The sequence below is a fragment of the Reticulibacter mediterranei genome, assembly GCF_016587455.1.
The window spans coordinates 1,112,878-1,128,578 of sequence record NZ_BNJK01000001.1 but is presented as its reverse complement, the minus strand read 5'-3'; the positions used below and the strand labels follow the sequence as shown (position 1 = coordinate 1,128,578).

The 15,701-nt window shown below is 52.3% G+C and carries 17 protein-coding genes; 6 read left to right on the top strand and 11 right to left on the bottom strand.

Annotated elements, in window-relative coordinates:
* Positions 1–225: 225 nt before the first annotated feature.
* The 3 genes from K3T83_RS05055 (at position 226) to K3T83_RS05045 (ending at position 3,087) form a co-directional block, all read left to right on the top strand.
* Positions 226–945 (top strand): FadR/GntR family transcriptional regulator, encoded by a 720-nt coding sequence (locus K3T83_RS05055; protein WP_220201885.1) that lies wholly within the window; start codon positions 226–228, stop codon positions 943–945.
* A gap of 78 nt (positions 946–1,023) precedes the next feature.
* Entirely contained in the window at positions 1,024–1,929 is a 906-nt protein-coding gene (locus tag K3T83_RS05050; protein WP_220201884.1) for a fumarylacetoacetate hydrolase family protein, read from the top strand.
* 105 nt (positions 1,930–2,034) lie between these two features.
* Positions 2,035–3,087 carry a galactitol-1-phosphate 5-dehydrogenase gene (locus K3T83_RS05045; RefSeq protein ID WP_220201883.1) on the top strand — a complete coding sequence of 351 codons (1,053 nt, stop codon included), beginning with the start codon at positions 2,035–2,037 and terminating at the stop codon, positions 3,085–3,087.
* A gap of 107 nt (positions 3,088–3,194) precedes the next feature.
* Here K3T83_RS05045 and K3T83_RS05040 read toward each other — a convergent pair whose 3' ends face one another.
* Together K3T83_RS05040 and K3T83_RS05035 are read right to left on the bottom strand one after the other, a co-directional pair.
* Positions 3,195–4,013 (bottom strand): alpha/beta fold hydrolase, encoded by an 819-nt coding sequence (locus K3T83_RS05040; protein ID WP_220201882.1) that lies wholly within the window; start codon positions 4,011–4,013, stop codon positions 3,195–3,197.
* Positions 4,014–4,219: 206 nt separating this feature from the next.
* Entirely contained in the window at positions 4,220–5,173 is a 954-nt protein-coding gene (locus tag K3T83_RS05035) for an alpha/beta hydrolase family protein (protein WP_220201881.1), read from the bottom strand.
* Between the two features lie 367 nt (positions 5,174–5,540).
* On the opposite strand from K3T83_RS05035, the gene K3T83_RS05030 reads away from it, so the two are divergent.
* Complete coding sequence (locus tag K3T83_RS05030) at positions 5,541–6,548, top strand: M48 family metallopeptidase (protein ID WP_220201880.1); 1,008 nt, start codon at positions 5,541–5,543, stop codon at positions 6,546–6,548.
* A gap of 139 nt (positions 6,549–6,687) precedes the next feature.
* Here the strand turns inward: K3T83_RS05030 and K3T83_RS05025 are convergent, their stop codons facing one another.
* Entirely contained in the window at positions 6,688–7,299 is a 612-nt protein-coding gene (locus K3T83_RS05025; RefSeq protein ID WP_220201879.1) for a hypothetical protein, read from the bottom strand.
* 332 nt (positions 7,300–7,631) lie between these two features.
* Here K3T83_RS05025 and K3T83_RS05020 point away from each other — a divergent pair, with 332 nt between their 5' ends.
* On the top strand, positions 7,632–8,909 hold the full coding sequence (locus K3T83_RS05020; RefSeq protein ID WP_220201878.1) for a sensor histidine kinase: 1,278 nt from the start codon (positions 7,632–7,634) through the stop codon (positions 8,907–8,909).
* Positions 8,896–9,597 carry a response regulator gene (locus K3T83_RS05015; RefSeq protein WP_220201877.1) on the top strand — a complete coding sequence of 234 codons (702 nt, stop codon included), beginning with the start codon at positions 8,896–8,898 and terminating at the stop codon, positions 9,595–9,597. Before K3T83_RS05020 ends, K3T83_RS05015 begins: the two co-directional genes overlap by 14 nt.
* A 126-nt stretch (positions 9,598–9,723) precedes the next feature.
* Here the strand turns inward: K3T83_RS05015 and K3T83_RS05010 are convergent, their stop codons facing one another.
* The 8 genes from K3T83_RS05010 to K3T83_RS04975 form a co-directional block, all read right to left on the bottom strand.
* A complete protein-coding gene (locus K3T83_RS05010; protein ID WP_220201876.1) occupies positions 9,724–9,999 on the bottom strand; it encodes a hypothetical protein in 276 nt (91 codons plus the stop codon).
* A gap of 119 nt (positions 10,000–10,118) precedes the next feature.
* Positions 10,119–11,438, bottom strand: coding sequence for a phytoene desaturase family protein (locus K3T83_RS05005; RefSeq protein ID WP_220201875.1), 1,320 nt, complete (start codon positions 11,436–11,438; stop codon positions 10,119–10,121).
* Between the two features lie 136 nt (positions 11,439–11,574).
* On the bottom strand, positions 11,575–12,036 hold the full coding sequence (locus K3T83_RS05000) for a nitroreductase family deazaflavin-dependent oxidoreductase (RefSeq protein ID WP_220201874.1): 462 nt from the start codon (positions 12,034–12,036) through the stop codon (positions 11,575–11,577).
* Between the two features lie 88 nt (positions 12,037–12,124).
* Positions 12,125–12,568: a hypothetical protein gene (locus tag K3T83_RS04995; protein WP_220201873.1), complete on the bottom strand. Its 444-nt coding sequence runs from the start codon at positions 12,566–12,568 to the stop codon at positions 12,125–12,127.
* A 32-nt stretch (positions 12,569–12,600) separates the two neighbouring features.
* Entirely contained in the window at positions 12,601–13,608 is a 1,008-nt protein-coding gene (locus tag K3T83_RS04990; RefSeq protein ID WP_220201872.1) for an NAD-dependent epimerase/dehydratase family protein, read from the bottom strand.
* A gap of 37 nt (positions 13,609–13,645) precedes the next feature.
* Positions 13,646–14,365: a carboxymuconolactone decarboxylase family protein gene (locus tag K3T83_RS04985; RefSeq protein ID WP_220201871.1), complete on the bottom strand. Its 720-nt coding sequence runs from the start codon at positions 14,363–14,365 to the stop codon at positions 13,646–13,648.
* 69 nt (positions 14,366–14,434) lie between these two features.
* The gene (locus K3T83_RS04980; RefSeq protein ID WP_220201870.1) at positions 14,435–15,316 is read right to left on the bottom strand and encodes an SDR family oxidoreductase; all 882 of its coding nucleotides are present in this window, start codon (positions 15,314–15,316) and stop codon (positions 14,435–14,437) included.
* A complete protein-coding gene (locus K3T83_RS04975) occupies positions 15,313–15,558 on the bottom strand; it encodes a DUF8691 family protein (RefSeq protein ID WP_220201869.1) in 246 nt (81 codons plus the stop codon). Before K3T83_RS04975 ends, K3T83_RS04980 begins: the two co-directional genes overlap by 4 nt.
* Between the last annotated feature and the right edge of the window lie 143 nt (positions 15,559–15,701).

Sequence of the window (15,701 nt, the reverse complement as noted above, 5' to 3'; positions counted from 1 at the left end):
CTCATAGAACAGTGGTCATGGGAAACTCAACAATTCAGAGTTTCCATGACCGCTGTTTTTTTGCTATGCTTCGGGGTATGATATAGCGTACAGACTGGATTGGACGCCATTCTGATTGTTGGGAACTATCTTCCTTGACAACACATCGAGGGAGATGGTACGTTGTGGTTAAGTCATCTTACCAATTTAGCGCTTACCTGTGACAGGTAGTATGGGTACATACCAATGACGTTTGAGGCCATATCAAAGACAGCTGTTGCTGAAGACATTGTTGCACAATTGCTCCTTCTCATACAAGAAAAAAAGCTTCGCCCTGGTGATAAGTTGCCGCCAGAGCGTGAACTGGCCGTTATGATGGGTGTCAGCCGCCCTTCTTTGCGAGAAGCTTTGCGTTCCCTCTCTATTATGCATGTTGTCGAGCTTCGTCATGGTTCTGGTACATATGTAACATCGCTGGAACCAGAAATTCTTGTAGAGCATCTTGATTTCGTGTTTGCGCTGGATGATTCAACATATCTACAGTTGTTTGAGACGCGTAAGATCTTAGAGCCGGGCCTCTGTGCTCTTGCTGCACAGCGTATTTCTGATGAGGAGCTTGCGCAGCTGGAAACCTGTGTAGCGCATTCGGCCGCCGGTCCACAAGATCCTGAAGCATATTTTCAGGCTGATATTGAGCTACACACAATCATCACGGTCGCCGCTCATAATCCGGTGCTCCATCGTTTTATGGCAAGCATTCATCGTTTGAGCCAGGCCAGCAGAAGGAGAACTGTGGTGCTTCCAGGAATTATGCAGCAGACCTATCAGGATCATCAGGCTATTGTACAGGCTCTTACTGCTCATGATCCAACTGCAGCCTATCAAGCGATGCTGACTCATTTAACGCATATTGAGCAACGCCTGCGAGCGGAGCAGACGCATGAGAAGCATAATGATTTGTCATAACTAAGGTAGCGATTCATAGTGAGGGTGCATGTTGTTGCGAGAGTATCACGCGCACCCTGAGAAGGAGGAGAAATATTTATGCAACTGCTTACTTTTCAATCTGCTCAAGGGCTGAAGCTGGGAATTAAAACCGAGCGGGGAGTGATTGATGTTGCGGCTGCTCGTTCCGCTCTGGGTGGCCACAATCAGGTTGTAGAGACTATCGATGGCCTTTGCACCACTGGTACACGGGCGCTGGCAGCTCTGAGCGAACTGGTCGCGGCAACTCAGGGGCACGATGGAACTGCTTCCTGGCTGTTACGGGAGGAAGATCTACAGGTTGGTCCATCCGTATCGCCGTTGGGCAAAATTATTTGTATCGGTTTGAATTATCGCCGTCATGCCGCCGAATCGGGTATGGCGGTGCCAACCTCACCGGTATTGTTCCCCAAGTATAGCAATACGCTGGCGGCCTCTGGCGAAGCAGTGCCGTTGCAGACCAATGCTGTGCAATATGATTACGAGGCAGAGCTAGCTGTGGTGATTGGTCAGCAGGCGCGTGATGTGAGCGAGGATAGGGCGCTCGACTACGTTCTGGGATATAGTAACGCCAATGATTTGAGCGCGCGTGATTTGCAATTTCGCACTAATCAATGGATGCTTGGCAAAACGCTGGATAAGTTCTTACCCATCGGCCCTTATCTGGTGACTGCCGATGAGGTGAGCGATCCGCAAAATCTGGCGATCCGCTGCTGGCTAAATGGCGAGCTGCGCCAGGATTCGACGACGGGCGATATGGTGTTCTCGGTGGCCTATCTGATCAGCTACCTCAGCCAGTATATGACGCTCGAACCTGGCGATATTATCGTAACTGGTACTCCTGAGGGCGTCATTTTGGGCATGAAAGAGCAGGTATGGGTCAAGCCTGGGGACGAGATTGTAGTAGAGGTCGAGAAGCTGGGGCGTCTGACCAACATCATGAGCGAGCATGTTTCGCCCAGATAAATAACTTTGTGCAGCAGAAGAGAGGAAGGCAAGATACCTCTCTTCTGGGCTCCTTATTTATATTGATGCGTTGTTCTCTGTCACTGGAGATGAAAGGATAGTGAGATGCCTAGTAATAGACAGATGGAGGCGCTGGTCTGGTTGGGGCCACGCTCTATGGAGATGCAGGCGGCATCAACGCCTGAACTTGCTCCTGGCGAGGTGTTGCTTGAAGTGGGCGTTGCCGGTATTTGTGGCTCGGAACTGAGCGGTTATCTGGGCGAGAATAGCTTGCGCAAGCCACCATTAATTATGGGGCATGAGGCTGCTGGTCGTATTATCCAGATAGAAGGGAACTGTACACTGGCGGATGGTTCGCAACCTCAGCAGGGTATGCGCGTGACGTTTAATCCGTTGATGGTCTGTGGTCAGTGTGATCGTTGTCGTGCGGGGTATACCAATCTCTGCCGTACGCGAAACCTCATAGGTGTGCATCGTCCTGGTGCCTTTGCTCGCTTTGTGCCTGTTCCAGCGGTGCAATGTTGGTCTTTGCCCGCTGATCTTTCGTTAGAGACGGGAGCTCTGACAGAGCCGCTGGCCTGTGCTGTGCGAGCTGTCTCTTTATCGCAGGTGCGGCCAGGAAATAGCCTGTTTATTCTTGGAATGGGAGCCATTGGCCTCCTCTGCCTGGCGGTGGCGCGAGCATTGGGCGTTGAGCAAATCTATGTCAGCGATATGGCACCTTCGCGCCTGGCTGTCGCGAAAAGCTGGGGTGCGCAAGAAGCTATCGATGCCAGTAAACAGGATGTTCTGGCGGCGATTCAAGAGTTATCTCCTGGTGGCGTTGATGCAGTGATTGATGCCGTTGGCACCACCACCACGCGTCGGCAAGCGCTGCTCTCGGCCGTCCCAGGGAGTCGGGCCGTATTTATCGGCCTGCATTCGGCTGAATCGGCGTTGGATCTAAGCTATCTGGTTCGTCAGGAAGTGACCATCACCGGCTCATACTCGTATACTCACACCGATTTTGCTCATGCACTCGATCTCTTAAAACAGGGATTGTTACACAGCAGCAGCGATTGGGTGGAAGAGCGCCCTCTGTCAGATGGTGCCTCTGCCTTCGCCGAACTGGTTGCTGGAACGGCTCAGGCAACTAAAATTATGTTGCGGCCTGAATGAGACCGATAATGATTTATGACAATTTATAGCGATATCTCGGGCCATTAGTAGATCGAGGCAGGGAAACGAGAAGTTTCTCTGCCTCGCAGAGTTTGCCGATCGAGCCTTTAGTGTGTCTGCAAAAATGCTAGCGCGTGCTGATTGAACAGTTCTGGTTGCTCCATGCTTACGACATGTGCCGCGTCTGGAAGCGCTACCTGTTGAGCATGTGGAAGCTGCTTTGCTAGCTCCTGAGCAATGAACAGCATATCTGGGAGATCATACTCTCCAGTGATGATCAAGGTTGGCATGTGAAGCTCTGCCAACCTGCTGATAGCTGGTGGCTGCAACTCTATCTCCTCCGCGCCTTCTGGAACTGGAATTGTGAATGCGTGATACTGCATATCGTATACACGCTGGCGGACCATCGACGATACTTGCTTCGGGGTGCGTCGTGGACCGTCAACCCAGGTGCGCAGATTCAATTCAGTAGCGGCTTCCAGATCACCCTTTGCCAGTAATGCTTCTTCCTCTGCAGCAAATTGTTGTATTGCTGGAGAGGGAGTTGTGCCGCTAACGCTCGGGGCAACCAGCGTTAGAGAGGTCACAAGCTCTGGATAGGTGAGGGCAAAATCGATGGCTATCTTGCCGCCAAACGAATTACCAATGACATGTGCTCTCTCGATCTTGAGGAAGCACAACAGGTTTGCGGGATCTGCATGATAAGCAAATGGGCCGGCCGGTATCTGTGAGCGTCCAAAGCCGCGAATATCGTAACGAATGGTTTGATAGTGTTGGGCAAAAATGCTCCATTGCTCGTCCCACATACGACTATCCGCAATGCCAGCGTGGATGAAGAGGATTGCATCGCCCTGCCCAGCGACTTCATAATAGAGAGGCGCGCCCTGAGTGTTCAGGAAGCTTGCCTGATGATGTAATGCTACCACAATGAACTCCTTCTCAAAAGAATGGATTTTCTTACAATTTGAGTTGTTGTCAGATGAGGCAGGCTTACATCATTGGCGTAGGTGATGCATAGCGCGGCCTCACTGAATGCGTCTGTACCATCGCTATGCACCTCCTTCCTGTTTATATTTGAGGATATATACTCGCAGACGAGTATATCATCGTTTATTGTCCTCTGCAAGCACTTTTAAGGGGCTGCTTTGAGCCAGTAATCCAGAAATGCGTACGCTTCTTTTCGCACATCATCGGGAAAGCTATGTCCGGCAGGAAAGGTATTAGCCTGGAAATGGTCTGGCGCTCCTGCCTGCTCATAGGCTTCCTGTGCTTTTGCTGTCAGCGTGCGGACGCCATCGATGGGGAAAATAGGGTCCGTTTCACCAGCTGTCAGCATAAATGGACGTGGGGCAAGGGCCATTACCAGCACATCCATGTCGCCTATTGCAAGCATATCCGGCACATACGCGGCCAGGTTGTGCGTGATTCCGTCACGTAAGATAGCACGTAACAGGCCAAAACCGCAGGAAGAGACGCCCGCAGCAATCCTTGAGTCATACCAGGTCAGCCAGAGTGTTTCTTGACCTCCTAACGAGTGACCAATAGCGCCGATTTTACTGGCGTTCACCGTTGGCAACGAGGCGAGCACATCCAGTCCACAACTGAGATCGTGCAGATATTTGGTTTGTAAGCAAGAGCCGAAGAGAAGCAAGCGCGTCGCCTCAAATCGTTCGTACCCGAAGCCGTCAAGCATTGGATTGGACTCGCGCACTTCCTTTGGAGGGCGTCGATCCTCAAAACACAGTTGATCGGGTGCGAGTACCACATATCCGCGCTGACATAGCTCCAGGCCATAAGCCGATTGAGGATTTCCCATCAGGCCAGCAGGCTCCGATTTGCCCAGGTCGTATTGCCCAGCATGTTGATGAATGGCAAGAATCGCGGGCCATCCCTGAGATGGCGGAGTGCCGTGTGGAGTGAGGAGCCATGCGGTGATCTTTTCGTGCTCTTCAACCACATAGCTCACCAGCGAACGTGTATATCCCGCCTCCTCGGTCGTGTTTTCAACCTTCAGATCTAATGGCACATGCTCAGGGAAGCGCCCCAGGCGATGAATGAGTGCCTGGCGTATGGTATCTTGCTCCATTGCTACTACTCGGCTCCTTTTATTATAAATACTTTGAGACAGCTTATTCATCTCTGCTCTGTCTCGCCATGTTGTAGCATATTGGAGAAACGAAGTGCAAGCGGGCTGCGAATAATGCTCGCACGTGAGAATGAAGCCATAGAGAGAGAAATTTGTACTGATTTTCCTAACTAATGGAATGCTCTAAGCGTAGATAATAACGAAAGGTACCTTGAGGCTCCTCAAACAGAATAGTATAATTGAGGAGGTGCCTTTTGCCCGTAAAATCTACTGATCGAGTATATTAATAATAAATGGCCCGAAGCTATGATGACGCTATTGAAAAACAGCGCATAATCTCTCAGAAGGGTCTAGAAGGAGCCTTATAATGTCTACTGCTCAGCCAAATGCAAGGCGTCGCTTCCCTGGTCTTGATCCGGTCGTCCTGCAACATCCGTTTGATCGGACTGCATTGAGCGCTTTGCAAAGGGTGCCAGGGCTGGATATTGTGGTACGCAAATTCATAGAACTATTTCCTGAACGTGTTGCCTATATCATGAACATTGCGCAAACGGTGCGCGTCTCCCCTCTCCAATGCCCTCAATTATATGCTCAGTTGCTAGAAGCGTGCGAAATTCTCGATGTAAAAGAGCCGGAACTGTACGTGGCTCAGCATCCAGTGCCCAACGCCTATACCAGTGGACACGATCATCCCTATATAGTGGTGACAACTGGTTTGCTGGATCTCATGAACCAGGATGAGGTGCTGGCTGTGATTGCTCATGAACTGGGCCATATTAAATCTGGTCATGTTCTTTACAAAACGATGGCGCGTTGTATTACTTTGTTACTGACCATTATTGGCGATATGACATTGGGGATTGGCAGGCTGATCGGACGTGCGCTGGAAGCCACCTTGCTGGAATGGGATCGGATGTCGGAATTTACCGCAGATCGTTCCGCTTTGATGGTGGTGCAAGATCCGCAGATCATGCTTTCTTTGATGATGAAACTTGCGGGCGGAACGCTCTTTCAGCGCGATCAAATGGATGCCAGCGAATTTTTGAAACAGGCGAACCTCTATGAGAGCGTGGATGCGAACGTATTAGATCGCATGTATAAGCTCTTGTTGATTGCTCCGACCACTCATCCATTGATTATCGTGCGGTCACGCGAAGTGATGAACTGGTCAGAGAGCCGTGAATACAAGGAGACTCTGGAGGGAAGTTACCCACACACACCTGAGTATTATGGGCGCGTGAGCAGCAGCGGCTCGACAGATAGCGCGGCATCTGCTTCATCGGGCACGAACGCCGGGTTGGTCCATTGTCCTCATTGTGGACGAGAGCAGGTGAATCAACGTTTCTGTAGCCTGTGTGGTGGTGCTATATCCTGATAGAGGAATATATCAATGGCATCTATCCTGAAGAGGAAGGCTCGTTCTAGCATAGATGCCATTCGTGATAGGGTTCGTATTAGCAGATAGCTTGAACAAACTATCTGCCTCCTTGATGCTTCCTCTCAACTTGCCTTGCTCAAAGAGTGCCCATTTCAATGGCCTGTCCTGGCTGTGTCGTCGTTGTTGTTCTCTTGAGATCTATCAGTGTTGCGTATCCCAACCAGATCACGCCAAGCGCTCCCCCAGTCTCCGCTATGCGAACAACGAGAACAGGCAAGAAGAAAGACAGGCTGTAGAGCGTAAATCCAAGCATGTAGAGTACTATTGCCAGACGTGGGAAGATTCTTGCACGCCATGAGGCAGCGCTGAAGAGAATCACGCCTACTAGAAAGAAGATGGCGCAGCTTAAAAAGACGAGCCTTGTTGGCCCGGCCAACAATGTCTGGATTTCATTCTGACTCATATAAGGAAGAATATAGAGCTTTGCGTAGTCTACGCCTGAAACAAACGCCAGACCGAACCAATTGACCAGATAGCCAATCAGCCCAAAGGTGCCGCTTGCTTCTCTCTGATATACATAGAGACCAGTCAGGGCAAACAGGCCCAGGAAGAGTCCAAAACTTCCTACCGCATTGGTTATCGGGTTCAGCGGAAGTAGCAACTCGACAATCATTTTTTTGATGATAATCAATAGACCGCTCAATACGGCAGCCCAGGCGCTCAGACGGTACAGTGTTCCAGGAAACATGCTCGTTTTCTCCTTTTGTCTTGACAAGAATGCGTACAAAAAGCGTCCAGAGTGCTTGAATAAAAGAGGTCAATCCTGGCCTTTTCATTCAAGCCCGAAGACAAGCCTGACACTTTTTGAGGATACTTGAATACGCACTTGAGTGCATGTGCCTGGAGAGCTATTTTTCCTATCTGAATGGACATTGTTTCCCGATGTATCCCATAGCCAGAAGTCACGTGACTTCTGGTCAGCCAGATTCGCCAATCGACATATTGTGTCTGGTTCTCCGGCTATGCTATGATTGAGCTTGAAGCGACGCAACATTGAAGAGTCGAAGGAAACAGAACGCCATGAAGCTTGCAGAGCCACCCATCCAACTGAGAACTCTCCCTAGATTGTTTCTCTGGGTTGTTTCGCTTCTCTATCTGGGAGTACTTGTTACTGGTGTCTACTATAGCACAGTCACTTCCGTTGTCTGGTGGCGCACCATTGCCTTTATTGGCTTGATGTTGATCTTACTGGCTCTGGAACAATGGGCTCAACTCTCCCCTGCTGCACAGGCAACTGGCTATGCGGTAATCGGCCTGCTAGCGGCTCGGATCGTGTTGATTGAGGCGGTGGCAGCGGTCGATGCTTCCGGCTTATCCAGAGTACTCTATCCACTTGTGCCGTTCGCAGCCTATTTTTCTTTGAATAAGAGAGTCAGTTACGGTCTGGCGCTCGTGTATATGGGGGCGTTTGTAGCCAAGCTCTGCTTGTCCATTCCGTTCTGGTATACCAATAAAGAGGCTCTCTCTGAGCTATTTATGTTTTTCATGGGACTCATGTTTGCTATTTCAATGGCCAACGTTGCCTGCGAAGCGGAGGCAAATCGTAGGCGAGCGGAACAACTCCTCAGTGATCTGGCGATTTCTCATCAGCAGCTCAAAGCGTACGCCGAACAAGCGGCAGAGTTAGCTACGGCACAAGAGCGCAATCGCCTCGCTCGGGATATCCATGATGGCCTGGGTCATTATTTAGTTGCCATCAACATCCTTCTGGAAAAAATCATTGCCTTCCGCCAGCGTAATCCCCAGGAGGCTGAGGTGGCGGCGCTAGATGCTAGACGCTTAACACGCGAAGCTTTACAGGATGTGCGCCAATCAGTGGGGACATTGCGCCTCTCTGGTGAGGTCTTTTCGCTGGCGGCGGCTCTGAACAATCTGGTCAAAAATGCAGAACAGGAGCGACTTACGATCAGTTTGCAGATGAAAGGCGATGAAACAGGATTCTCAAAAACAGTCCTACTGGTGCTTTATCGTGCCGCACAGGAGGCTCTGACCAACGTCCAGAAGCATGCCAGGGCCAGGAATGTGAGCCTTTGCGTCTTGCTACAAACACATGAAGCGAGCCTCTCAATTTCTGATGATGGAAAGGGGTTTGACACTTCGCTGCTGGATCGACTTCCATCAGACCGCAACGAGCGCTTTGGCATACAGGGGATACGCGAGCGCCTGGAGGTGGTCGGTGGTGCCTTGAAGGTGGAAAGCCACCCTGCTCAGGGCACGCGTTTATTGGTGAGTGTTCCTCGAAGGCTGCCAGAGGTGGATCAAATGGAGAACGCGGGGAGAAGCAATGCAGGACGATAGAGGAGAAATAGGGAAGAAATGCACAGTACATGTACTTGTGGTGGATGATCAACAACTTATTCGTGAGGGAATCGCCTCGCTATTGGGAATTCAAGATGGAGTGCATGTAGTAGGCACTGCTGCTAATGGACAGGAGGCTGTTGAGAAGGCGTTGGCCCTCTCACCTGATGTGGTACTGATGGATGTGCGGATGCCAGTGATGGATGGAGTGCAGGCGACGGCCAGGATTTGTGGCAAGCTGGAAGCTTGCCAGGTACTCATGCTTACCACTTTTGATGACGAGGAATACATTGTGAAAGCCCTTCATGCTGGTGCCAGGGGTTATTTGCTGAAAGATATCCCACCTTTCGATCTGGCCCGGGCCATCCAACTGGCTCATGCGGGAATATATCAACTCGACCCCGCCGTAGGTGGCAAACTGATAGGTACACTGAGCCGTACGGAGAGAATAGTGGCTCATGGCAGAGCAGAGCTAAATGCCACAGCTTCGTCGCCTTCTCCTCTCACCGACCGAGAAGTCGAAGTGTTGCGCTTGATTGCCTCAGGTGCGACCAATCGCGAGATTGCGGCCCAACTGACGGTCAGCGAGGGTACAATTAAGAATCATATCTCCAATATCCTGAACCGTTTAGATTTGCGAGACCGTACCCAGGCCGCTCTCTACGCCCGTGATCATCACCTTATATGAGCAGGTGGCAGCAAATTTGATACTGGTGGCGAAGTTAAATTTCGCGCTTGAGACCTCCCATGTTCAAGCTCAAAATGAGCGCCATTTCTGACTTCGCCACCAGTATCAAATTTGCTGCCATCTTGATCAGGTTACCTGGCGAATAGTCTGTTCAAGCCATTTTCCCCTTTGACGCTGCTTCTCAACCTGCTTCCCACCAGGGTTTACCCTACTGTCAGGTGTGCTAAAGTTCGCTGCTGACAGTACATATGGCAGCAAATCGCCAAATCTTTGCGATCCTCCAATATGAGCCATTTCGATGTGTAGATCGACTGCTCGTTCCCCGAAGCGCTTTCTGGCCTTTTCTGTATTGATGAGGCTGAGCGGGGGTGTGAAAGGGTATGGAGAAGAGAGAGGATGCATAGAGAAACGTTCCTTTCAAAAAGCTTCCTTCGAGTGAGAAGGTCTCCGCCCCTCTCACTCGAAGATTGGCTGGATGATTTTTCATGGTCGGAGCTAGGTGCTCTCATCGAGAGAGCGCCTTAGCGAATCGTTGTTTTGGGTATTGCCGCCTGCTTCTCACTGGCGATGATCTGCTGCGCGACCTGGCGCGCGCTTCCCATGCTGGGGTCGGAGAGGAACCCTGCGCCGATCCAATCACCTGCCAGGTAGAGATTGCGAATGCCCGGTACAACGGGCTTGGGTCGGCCTGCGTAGCCGCCACCACGAGCCGTAGGAAGCATGCCGATGGCCTCGATATGCGGCAGGAAGCAGCGCTTCACCAGCACCTCTCGCCATCCTGGCTGCACGGTGTCAAGCAGATCCTCCAATGCTCGCTCGTCCTGCTTCGGGTCGCTGGGATGGATGGGATCAAGCATTTTAAAGGTGTAGACCATTGCCCCTCCTTCTGGAGCCATCCGCGAATAGACCGATTGAGCCGAGAGGAAGCGCGGAGCAGCTACATCCTGAACCACCGGGTAACGCGGCTCAGGGAGGTGACGCAGCGCCACATCCAGGCAGGCGATTCGGGCTGGAATGAGGGGATCGATGATGTCCCGTAAGGGAGCATAGGCTCCTCCCCCTACCAGTTTTGCTGCGTCATCAGGAGTAGTTGCCAGAATGACGGAGGATGCAGCCACTACCATCTCATCAAAAAGTTGTACTCCCTGGACCTGGCCATGCTGGTGGTGAACCGCAGTCACACGGGTACCACTCCGGATGCTTGCTCCTGCCTGCAGAGCTGCCTGGCGCAGCCCTTCGATCAACATCTGCCATCCACCATCGAGATAGAGGACCGGGTGCTTGAGCGAACGTTGCAGTTTGAAGACAAAGACCTCCGCGCTGACCAGATCGAGATTGGAGCAATAGGTAAAAACACGAGCGGTCGAAGCCAGAATTTGACGATCCACAGGATGCTTGATGGTGCGTTCCAGCCACTCTTGTACGCTCAGATGGGCAAGGCTCTCTGCCTTGATGCGCGGCACGGTGCTCAAGATACGCACCAGCTCCAGCTTATCGCCCAGCTTGAGGAAAGGACTGCCCAGAAGCGCGGAGGCACTGGCTGGAAAGGGGAAGATGTGTCCCTCATGCAGCAGAAAGGTCTCTTTCGGACTCCCATAGCTGTAGGCAATCCCTAAGTCCTTGAGGACCTCCTCAGTCGCACCCCCTGTATAGAGCGCGTGGATTCCTCGATTGAACAGATAGCCTTCATGGTTGGAGGTAGCCGCTCGCCCACCCAGGCTTGCAGCCTTCTCAAAGAGCGCCACCGATTTTCCGGCACGCGCCAGATAAGTGGCGGCGGTAAGTCCGGCCAGGCCGCCGCCTACAATGGCAACATCAACGGTTGCGGGGAACGATTTCATGATAATGAAGCGCGATACCCTTGTGCTTGAGCCAGGGGAGGAAGCGCTCTCTCCTCTCTTGGTTTACTTCTTATATAACATACTGTTTGACAAAAACAGTAAAATCAGATAGACTGGTTCCAGTTTGTCATCTGCGCTATTTGCTTTCAACCAAAAAGATCGGATGGGTGAGTACTGTACGCTCAAATTCTTCTAGTGAAGAGTCTGCCGTGACACCATAGGAGCGAGCGAAAGGGTTGCCGTCCTTGACATCTTCTCGCAACACGAGGGCAGCCTCCTTCTGGGGCAGTTCTCTGACGTTGACGGTCTCAGTACGACGCCCACGGGTGAGGATGGCTTCTTTTGCTGCACGCAGATTGCGGACCCAATCGACGATTCCATACACCGAACCCACATAGCGCTTCCCATCGCGCTCAATAATCGCTAGCGCGACCGTGCGCGGCTGCCCGCTTTTGCGCCCCCGCACTGTGAGCAGATACATGGGGTAGTTCCCAAAGAAAATGAAAGGTCCTACGAGCTTGAAGCCCGCGCGCAGCAGGGTCAATGTCAGCATATTTCCCAAATGGACAAACAGCGGAACCTTATGTGTTTTTGCCATATTTTCCTCTCCTTTCTCTCCCGGAGATATGATTAGTCCAATGTACCTCCTGGATGAAGCACCTTTTTCGCACACTTCTCTTACCCAGCTACCTGAGCAGGGCTGGGCCCGCTTGTGCACCCTCGCTACTCCTGGTTTGCCTGCTACAGCCAATGGCAACCACCAGCAAGCTCAGCGCCAGCACCAGCAGCGTTAACGTCTGCGGTAGCCAGAGGCGAAAGAGCGGCGGGGTACTGACAAAGAACAGGTCATAGACGTGGTTTGTGGTGTGCATCAGGCTGGCAATGGTGCCGATCCAGATATGGGAAACCCTCCTGGTCGGGTCAGGGATCGCCCAGAGCAAGCCAAGGCTTACCGCCAGTTGAAAGATTCCCGCGTCGCCCAGGTAGTGACGATTAAAGGGCACAAACTGGACGATGGATTGGAAAATGTGGGGCGAAAAGAGAATGATTGTCGAGGTCCCCACAAAAAAGAGGACGTTGATGGTGAGAATGAGTTGAGCCAGTCGCGTCCACCAGGTTGTGACTTTCATGAAGTTCCTTCTTTCTTTCTCATAATGAGAGATCAGGACTGGCGAGGAGGGGCGGTCTGCGCCCCTCTCCCTTCGCCGCTCGCGCCCTTCTGCCGGTCAAGCGCCTCAAGCGCCTTCTGGATGCCCTCTCGATAAGTTGGGGCAATCGTTGGTCGCCAACCCAGTTCGCGCACAGCTTTCGCGTTAGAGACCCGCATGGAGGTGGCGAAGAAATCGGTCGCATAGGGTGCCAATGGCCGCATCAGCCAGTTCGGCAGCGTGAAAGGTATCGGTAGGTGAGCTTGCTGGCACAGGAACGCGAAGAACTCCTTATTGCGCACCGGTTCGTCATCGACGATATTGTAAGCCTCTCCTGCCCTGCCTCGTTCGAGGGCGGCGACGGTGGCCGCTGCTGCATCTTCCAGGTAAATCCAGGAGGTGACGGCTCGACCTCCATCAGGCAGCGGGAGGCTTCGGCGGCGCAGCATCGCCAGAATAGGAACCAGAGAGCCTGGCGCATAAAAGGTTCCATAGCGCAGCGAGATCCCTTCAATCCAGCCCGCTCGCGTCGCCTCCCAGAGTTGCCGCTCCAACGAGCGAAACCCGGCCACATGCCGTTCCAGTTGAGAAGAGCTTCCGGGAGGCCCAAACGGATGATCCTCGGTGATGACCTGATCGCCCCAATCGCCATAGCCATAGCCCATCGTCATCGCCTCCGCTACGAACCTGCGTGCGCCCACCGTCTTGGCCGCAGCCAGTAGATTCGTGGTGCCAACATCGTGCAGCGCGTCGGTGGCATACATATCCTGATGGCGCAGAGGCGTCTTCTTGAGTGCGGTCAGCGCATGAATAACTGCGTCGGCTTGCACTTCCTTGAGGGCTTTGAGGAGGTCGTCGCGATCCATCACGTTAGCCAGGATGGGATGAACGCCAAGGCGTGAGAGGTGATCCAGGCTCTCGGGTAAGCGGCTCAGCCCGAGAACCTCGTGTCCTGCCGCGATGAGAGCACGGGTCAAGGGGATACCCAGAGCGCCAGTCGCTCCGGCAACAAGCACTTTCATTGCTGTTCTTTCCTTTCTTTGCTTGACTGTTGGTGTTTCAAAGGGCCGAGGTGCCTTCTCGCCCGATGGGTTCTGACACGCCCGCTTGCAAGAATGCTTGCAGAGCGGAAAAGGCCTCCCAGGCTCTTACCATGCTAAACTCTCCCAGAAAACGGATGACCGCCTTTACCTGGTCAATACTTACTCCCTGTTGCTGCGCCTGCTGAAGATGAAAGCGGAATGGTCCACCCAATGTCTGATAGATGACATCAACCGCCAGCGAGATATAGACCCGTTCCTTCACCGAGAGGATTCCGCGACCCCATACGTAATTCGTCTCACGCATCACGAACCTGCCGAAGTTTTCATCCAGCGCGAACAAGCTGGTCTCTTTCTCTTCATCCCATGATCGGGTCTCTGCTTCTTCGGCGGCCCCCTCATCTCCGTCGCCAAGCTGCAACGTCGCTTGAAGCTCCTTGAGACGAATCAGAGCTTTTAAGACGATAGGATAACCAGCATGTGGTGCCAGGTGCAACAGGATTTCTTTGATCTGACGAAAATGGGCACCATTTGTGATCATTAACTGGACGTGCATTTGAAACGGCAAACCAAGGGTCTGATTACAGACATCGTTCACAATACAGAGCACGGCGCAATCCTGCGGACTCAGTTCCTTGATACTCCAGGTTTCCGTACCCACTCGCGCAGCCATTCCACCAAAATCGGCATCGAGCGCAATAACACCCTGACTCACCTGTGGATCTTTTGGGGTCAACATCGTGAAAACTCCTGACGTTTTTTATTTAACTTTTCGTACTTTCTTTCACTTGAGTTGTGAGCAATAAGGTTATTCCGTAACTTTGCCAAATGGCTGATACACATGGAACATACGTGTACGCAACACATCGAGAACGCCTGCGGGAAGCCAGGTACCCAGGAACGGAAGCAATCTGGCTTTGGGTCCTACGGGATAGCGATTCCTGGGGGTATGCACAGTGAGGGCATGATAGACCGTTTCCGCCATCACTTCAGGGCCAACCCCCTCCTCTTCTTGCTTGAGAAACGACTGTACAAACGCCCGATAGGATGCGGCATACCGTGCTTTTCCCTCTGGGGAAAACGTGTTCACCATCACTTCACTATCCGCCACAAGTTTCTCGACGGCTGGTGTGCGAATGCTGCCAGGAGCCACAAGCACCACATGAATACCCCAGGGGCGCAGCTCCATACGAAGCGCATCATTGATCGACTCAATTGCATATTTTGAGGAACAGAGAGGACCGCCAAAGGGGATGGTGATTTTTCCCCCGACTGAGCCAACGTTGAGAATGCGCCCACGAGCGGCTCGGATCAGAGGGAGAAAGGCCTGGATCACCGCCACCTGGCCGATGACATTAATCTCAAATTGGCCCCGTAGCTCTTGCAACGGCACCAATTCTATCGGAGCAGTGACTCCTACGCCCGCGTTGTTCACAAGGCCAACAAGCCCGTCAGCGCCGACCGTCTCACGAATCACCTCACGGGCAGCGGCAATACTTTGTTCATCTGTCACATCAAGGATGACCGGGATCAGTCGTGATGATCCCTCTTGCTTGAGTAATTGCGCGTCACGCTCCTTGCGAACACCAGCAAAAACACTATATCCTGCCTGAGCTAATCTCAGAGCACAGGCTTTCCCCATCCCAGAGGATGCGCCTGTCACCAATACCGCACCTATTTTCTCTTTCATAGATCTTCTTCCTTATTACTAGACATTATCTCCTGATCTATGGAATTGACTGACAAGAGTGGATAGCCTAGATTGTAGAGATTGGTCAGCACTCCCTGGAGAGCTGCCTGATCAGCCAGCAGGCCGGTCAGCAGCGTTTCACCCTTGGGTGTATGGGTGAGTGTGAGACCAGGCAACCAATCTTGCCACGTTGGATCGATATGACCCTGCACACGGATCTGGTAGCGGGTCAGTTTCATCATCTTGCGTTCCTCTTTTTCTGCCTGCCAGTAGTGTTGTGTCCTTACCTACACAAACTATACAGCCCTGGCGTGGGTGGAAGAGAGGGCTAAAAGATGTAGTGTGGGGTGTATTTTGTGGAGGCGCAGGGTCTACACCCCATTGC

Bases quoted from the DNA above. Each gene is read 5' to 3' on its own strand.
- K3T83_RS05010 (WP_220201876.1), bottom strand. From the start codon at position 9,999: ATGCATCCTCTCTCTTCTCCATACCCTTTCACACCCCCGCTCAGCCTC.
- K3T83_RS04995 (WP_220201873.1), bottom strand. From the start codon at position 12,568: ATGAAAGTCACAACCTGGTGGACGCGACTGGCTCAACTCATTCTCACC.
- K3T83_RS04990 (WP_220201872.1), bottom strand. From the start codon at position 13,608: ATGAAAGTGCTTGTTGCCGGAGCGACTGGCGCTCTGGGTATCCCCTTG.
- K3T83_RS04980 (WP_220201870.1), bottom strand. From the start codon at position 15,316: ATGAAAGAGAAAATAGGTGCGGTATTGGTGACAGGCGCATCCTCTGGG.
- K3T83_RS05015 (WP_220201877.1), top strand. From the start codon at position 8,896: ATGCAGGACGATAGAGGAGAAATAGGGAAGAAATGCACAGTACATGTA.
- K3T83_RS05055 (WP_220201885.1), top strand. From the start codon at position 226: ATGACGTTTGAGGCCATATCAAAGACAGCTGTTGCTGAAGACATTGTT.
- K3T83_RS05020 (WP_220201878.1), top strand. From the start codon at position 7,632: ATGAAGCTTGCAGAGCCACCCATCCAACTGAGAACTCTCCCTAGATTG.
- K3T83_RS05050 (WP_220201884.1), top strand. From the start codon at position 1,024: ATGCAACTGCTTACTTTTCAATCTGCTCAAGGGCTGAAGCTGGGAATT.
- K3T83_RS05045 (WP_220201883.1), top strand. From the start codon at position 2,035: ATGCCTAGTAATAGACAGATGGAGGCGCTGGTCTGGTTGGGGCCACGC.
- K3T83_RS05035 (WP_220201881.1), bottom strand. From the start codon at position 5,173: ATGGAGCAAGATACCATACGCCAGGCACTCATTCATCGCCTGGGGCGC.
- K3T83_RS05000 (WP_220201874.1), bottom strand. From the start codon at position 12,036: ATGGCAAAAACACATAAGGTTCCGCTGTTTGTCCATTTGGGAAATATG.
- K3T83_RS04985 (WP_220201871.1), bottom strand. From the start codon at position 14,365: ATGTTGACCCCAAAAGATCCACAGGTGAGTCAGGGTGTTATTGCGCTC.
- K3T83_RS05005 (WP_220201875.1), bottom strand. From the start codon at position 11,438: ATGAAATCGTTCCCCGCAACCGTTGATGTTGCCATTGTAGGCGGCGGC.
- K3T83_RS05025 (WP_220201879.1), bottom strand. From the start codon at position 7,299: ATGTTTCCTGGAACACTGTACCGTCTGAGCGCCTGGGCTGCCGTATTG.
- K3T83_RS04975 (WP_220201869.1), bottom strand. From the start codon at position 15,558: ATGATGAAACTGACCCGCTACCAGATCCGTGTGCAGGGTCATATCGAT.
- K3T83_RS05030 (WP_220201880.1), top strand. From the start codon at position 5,541: ATGTCTACTGCTCAGCCAAATGCAAGGCGTCGCTTCCCTGGTCTTGAT.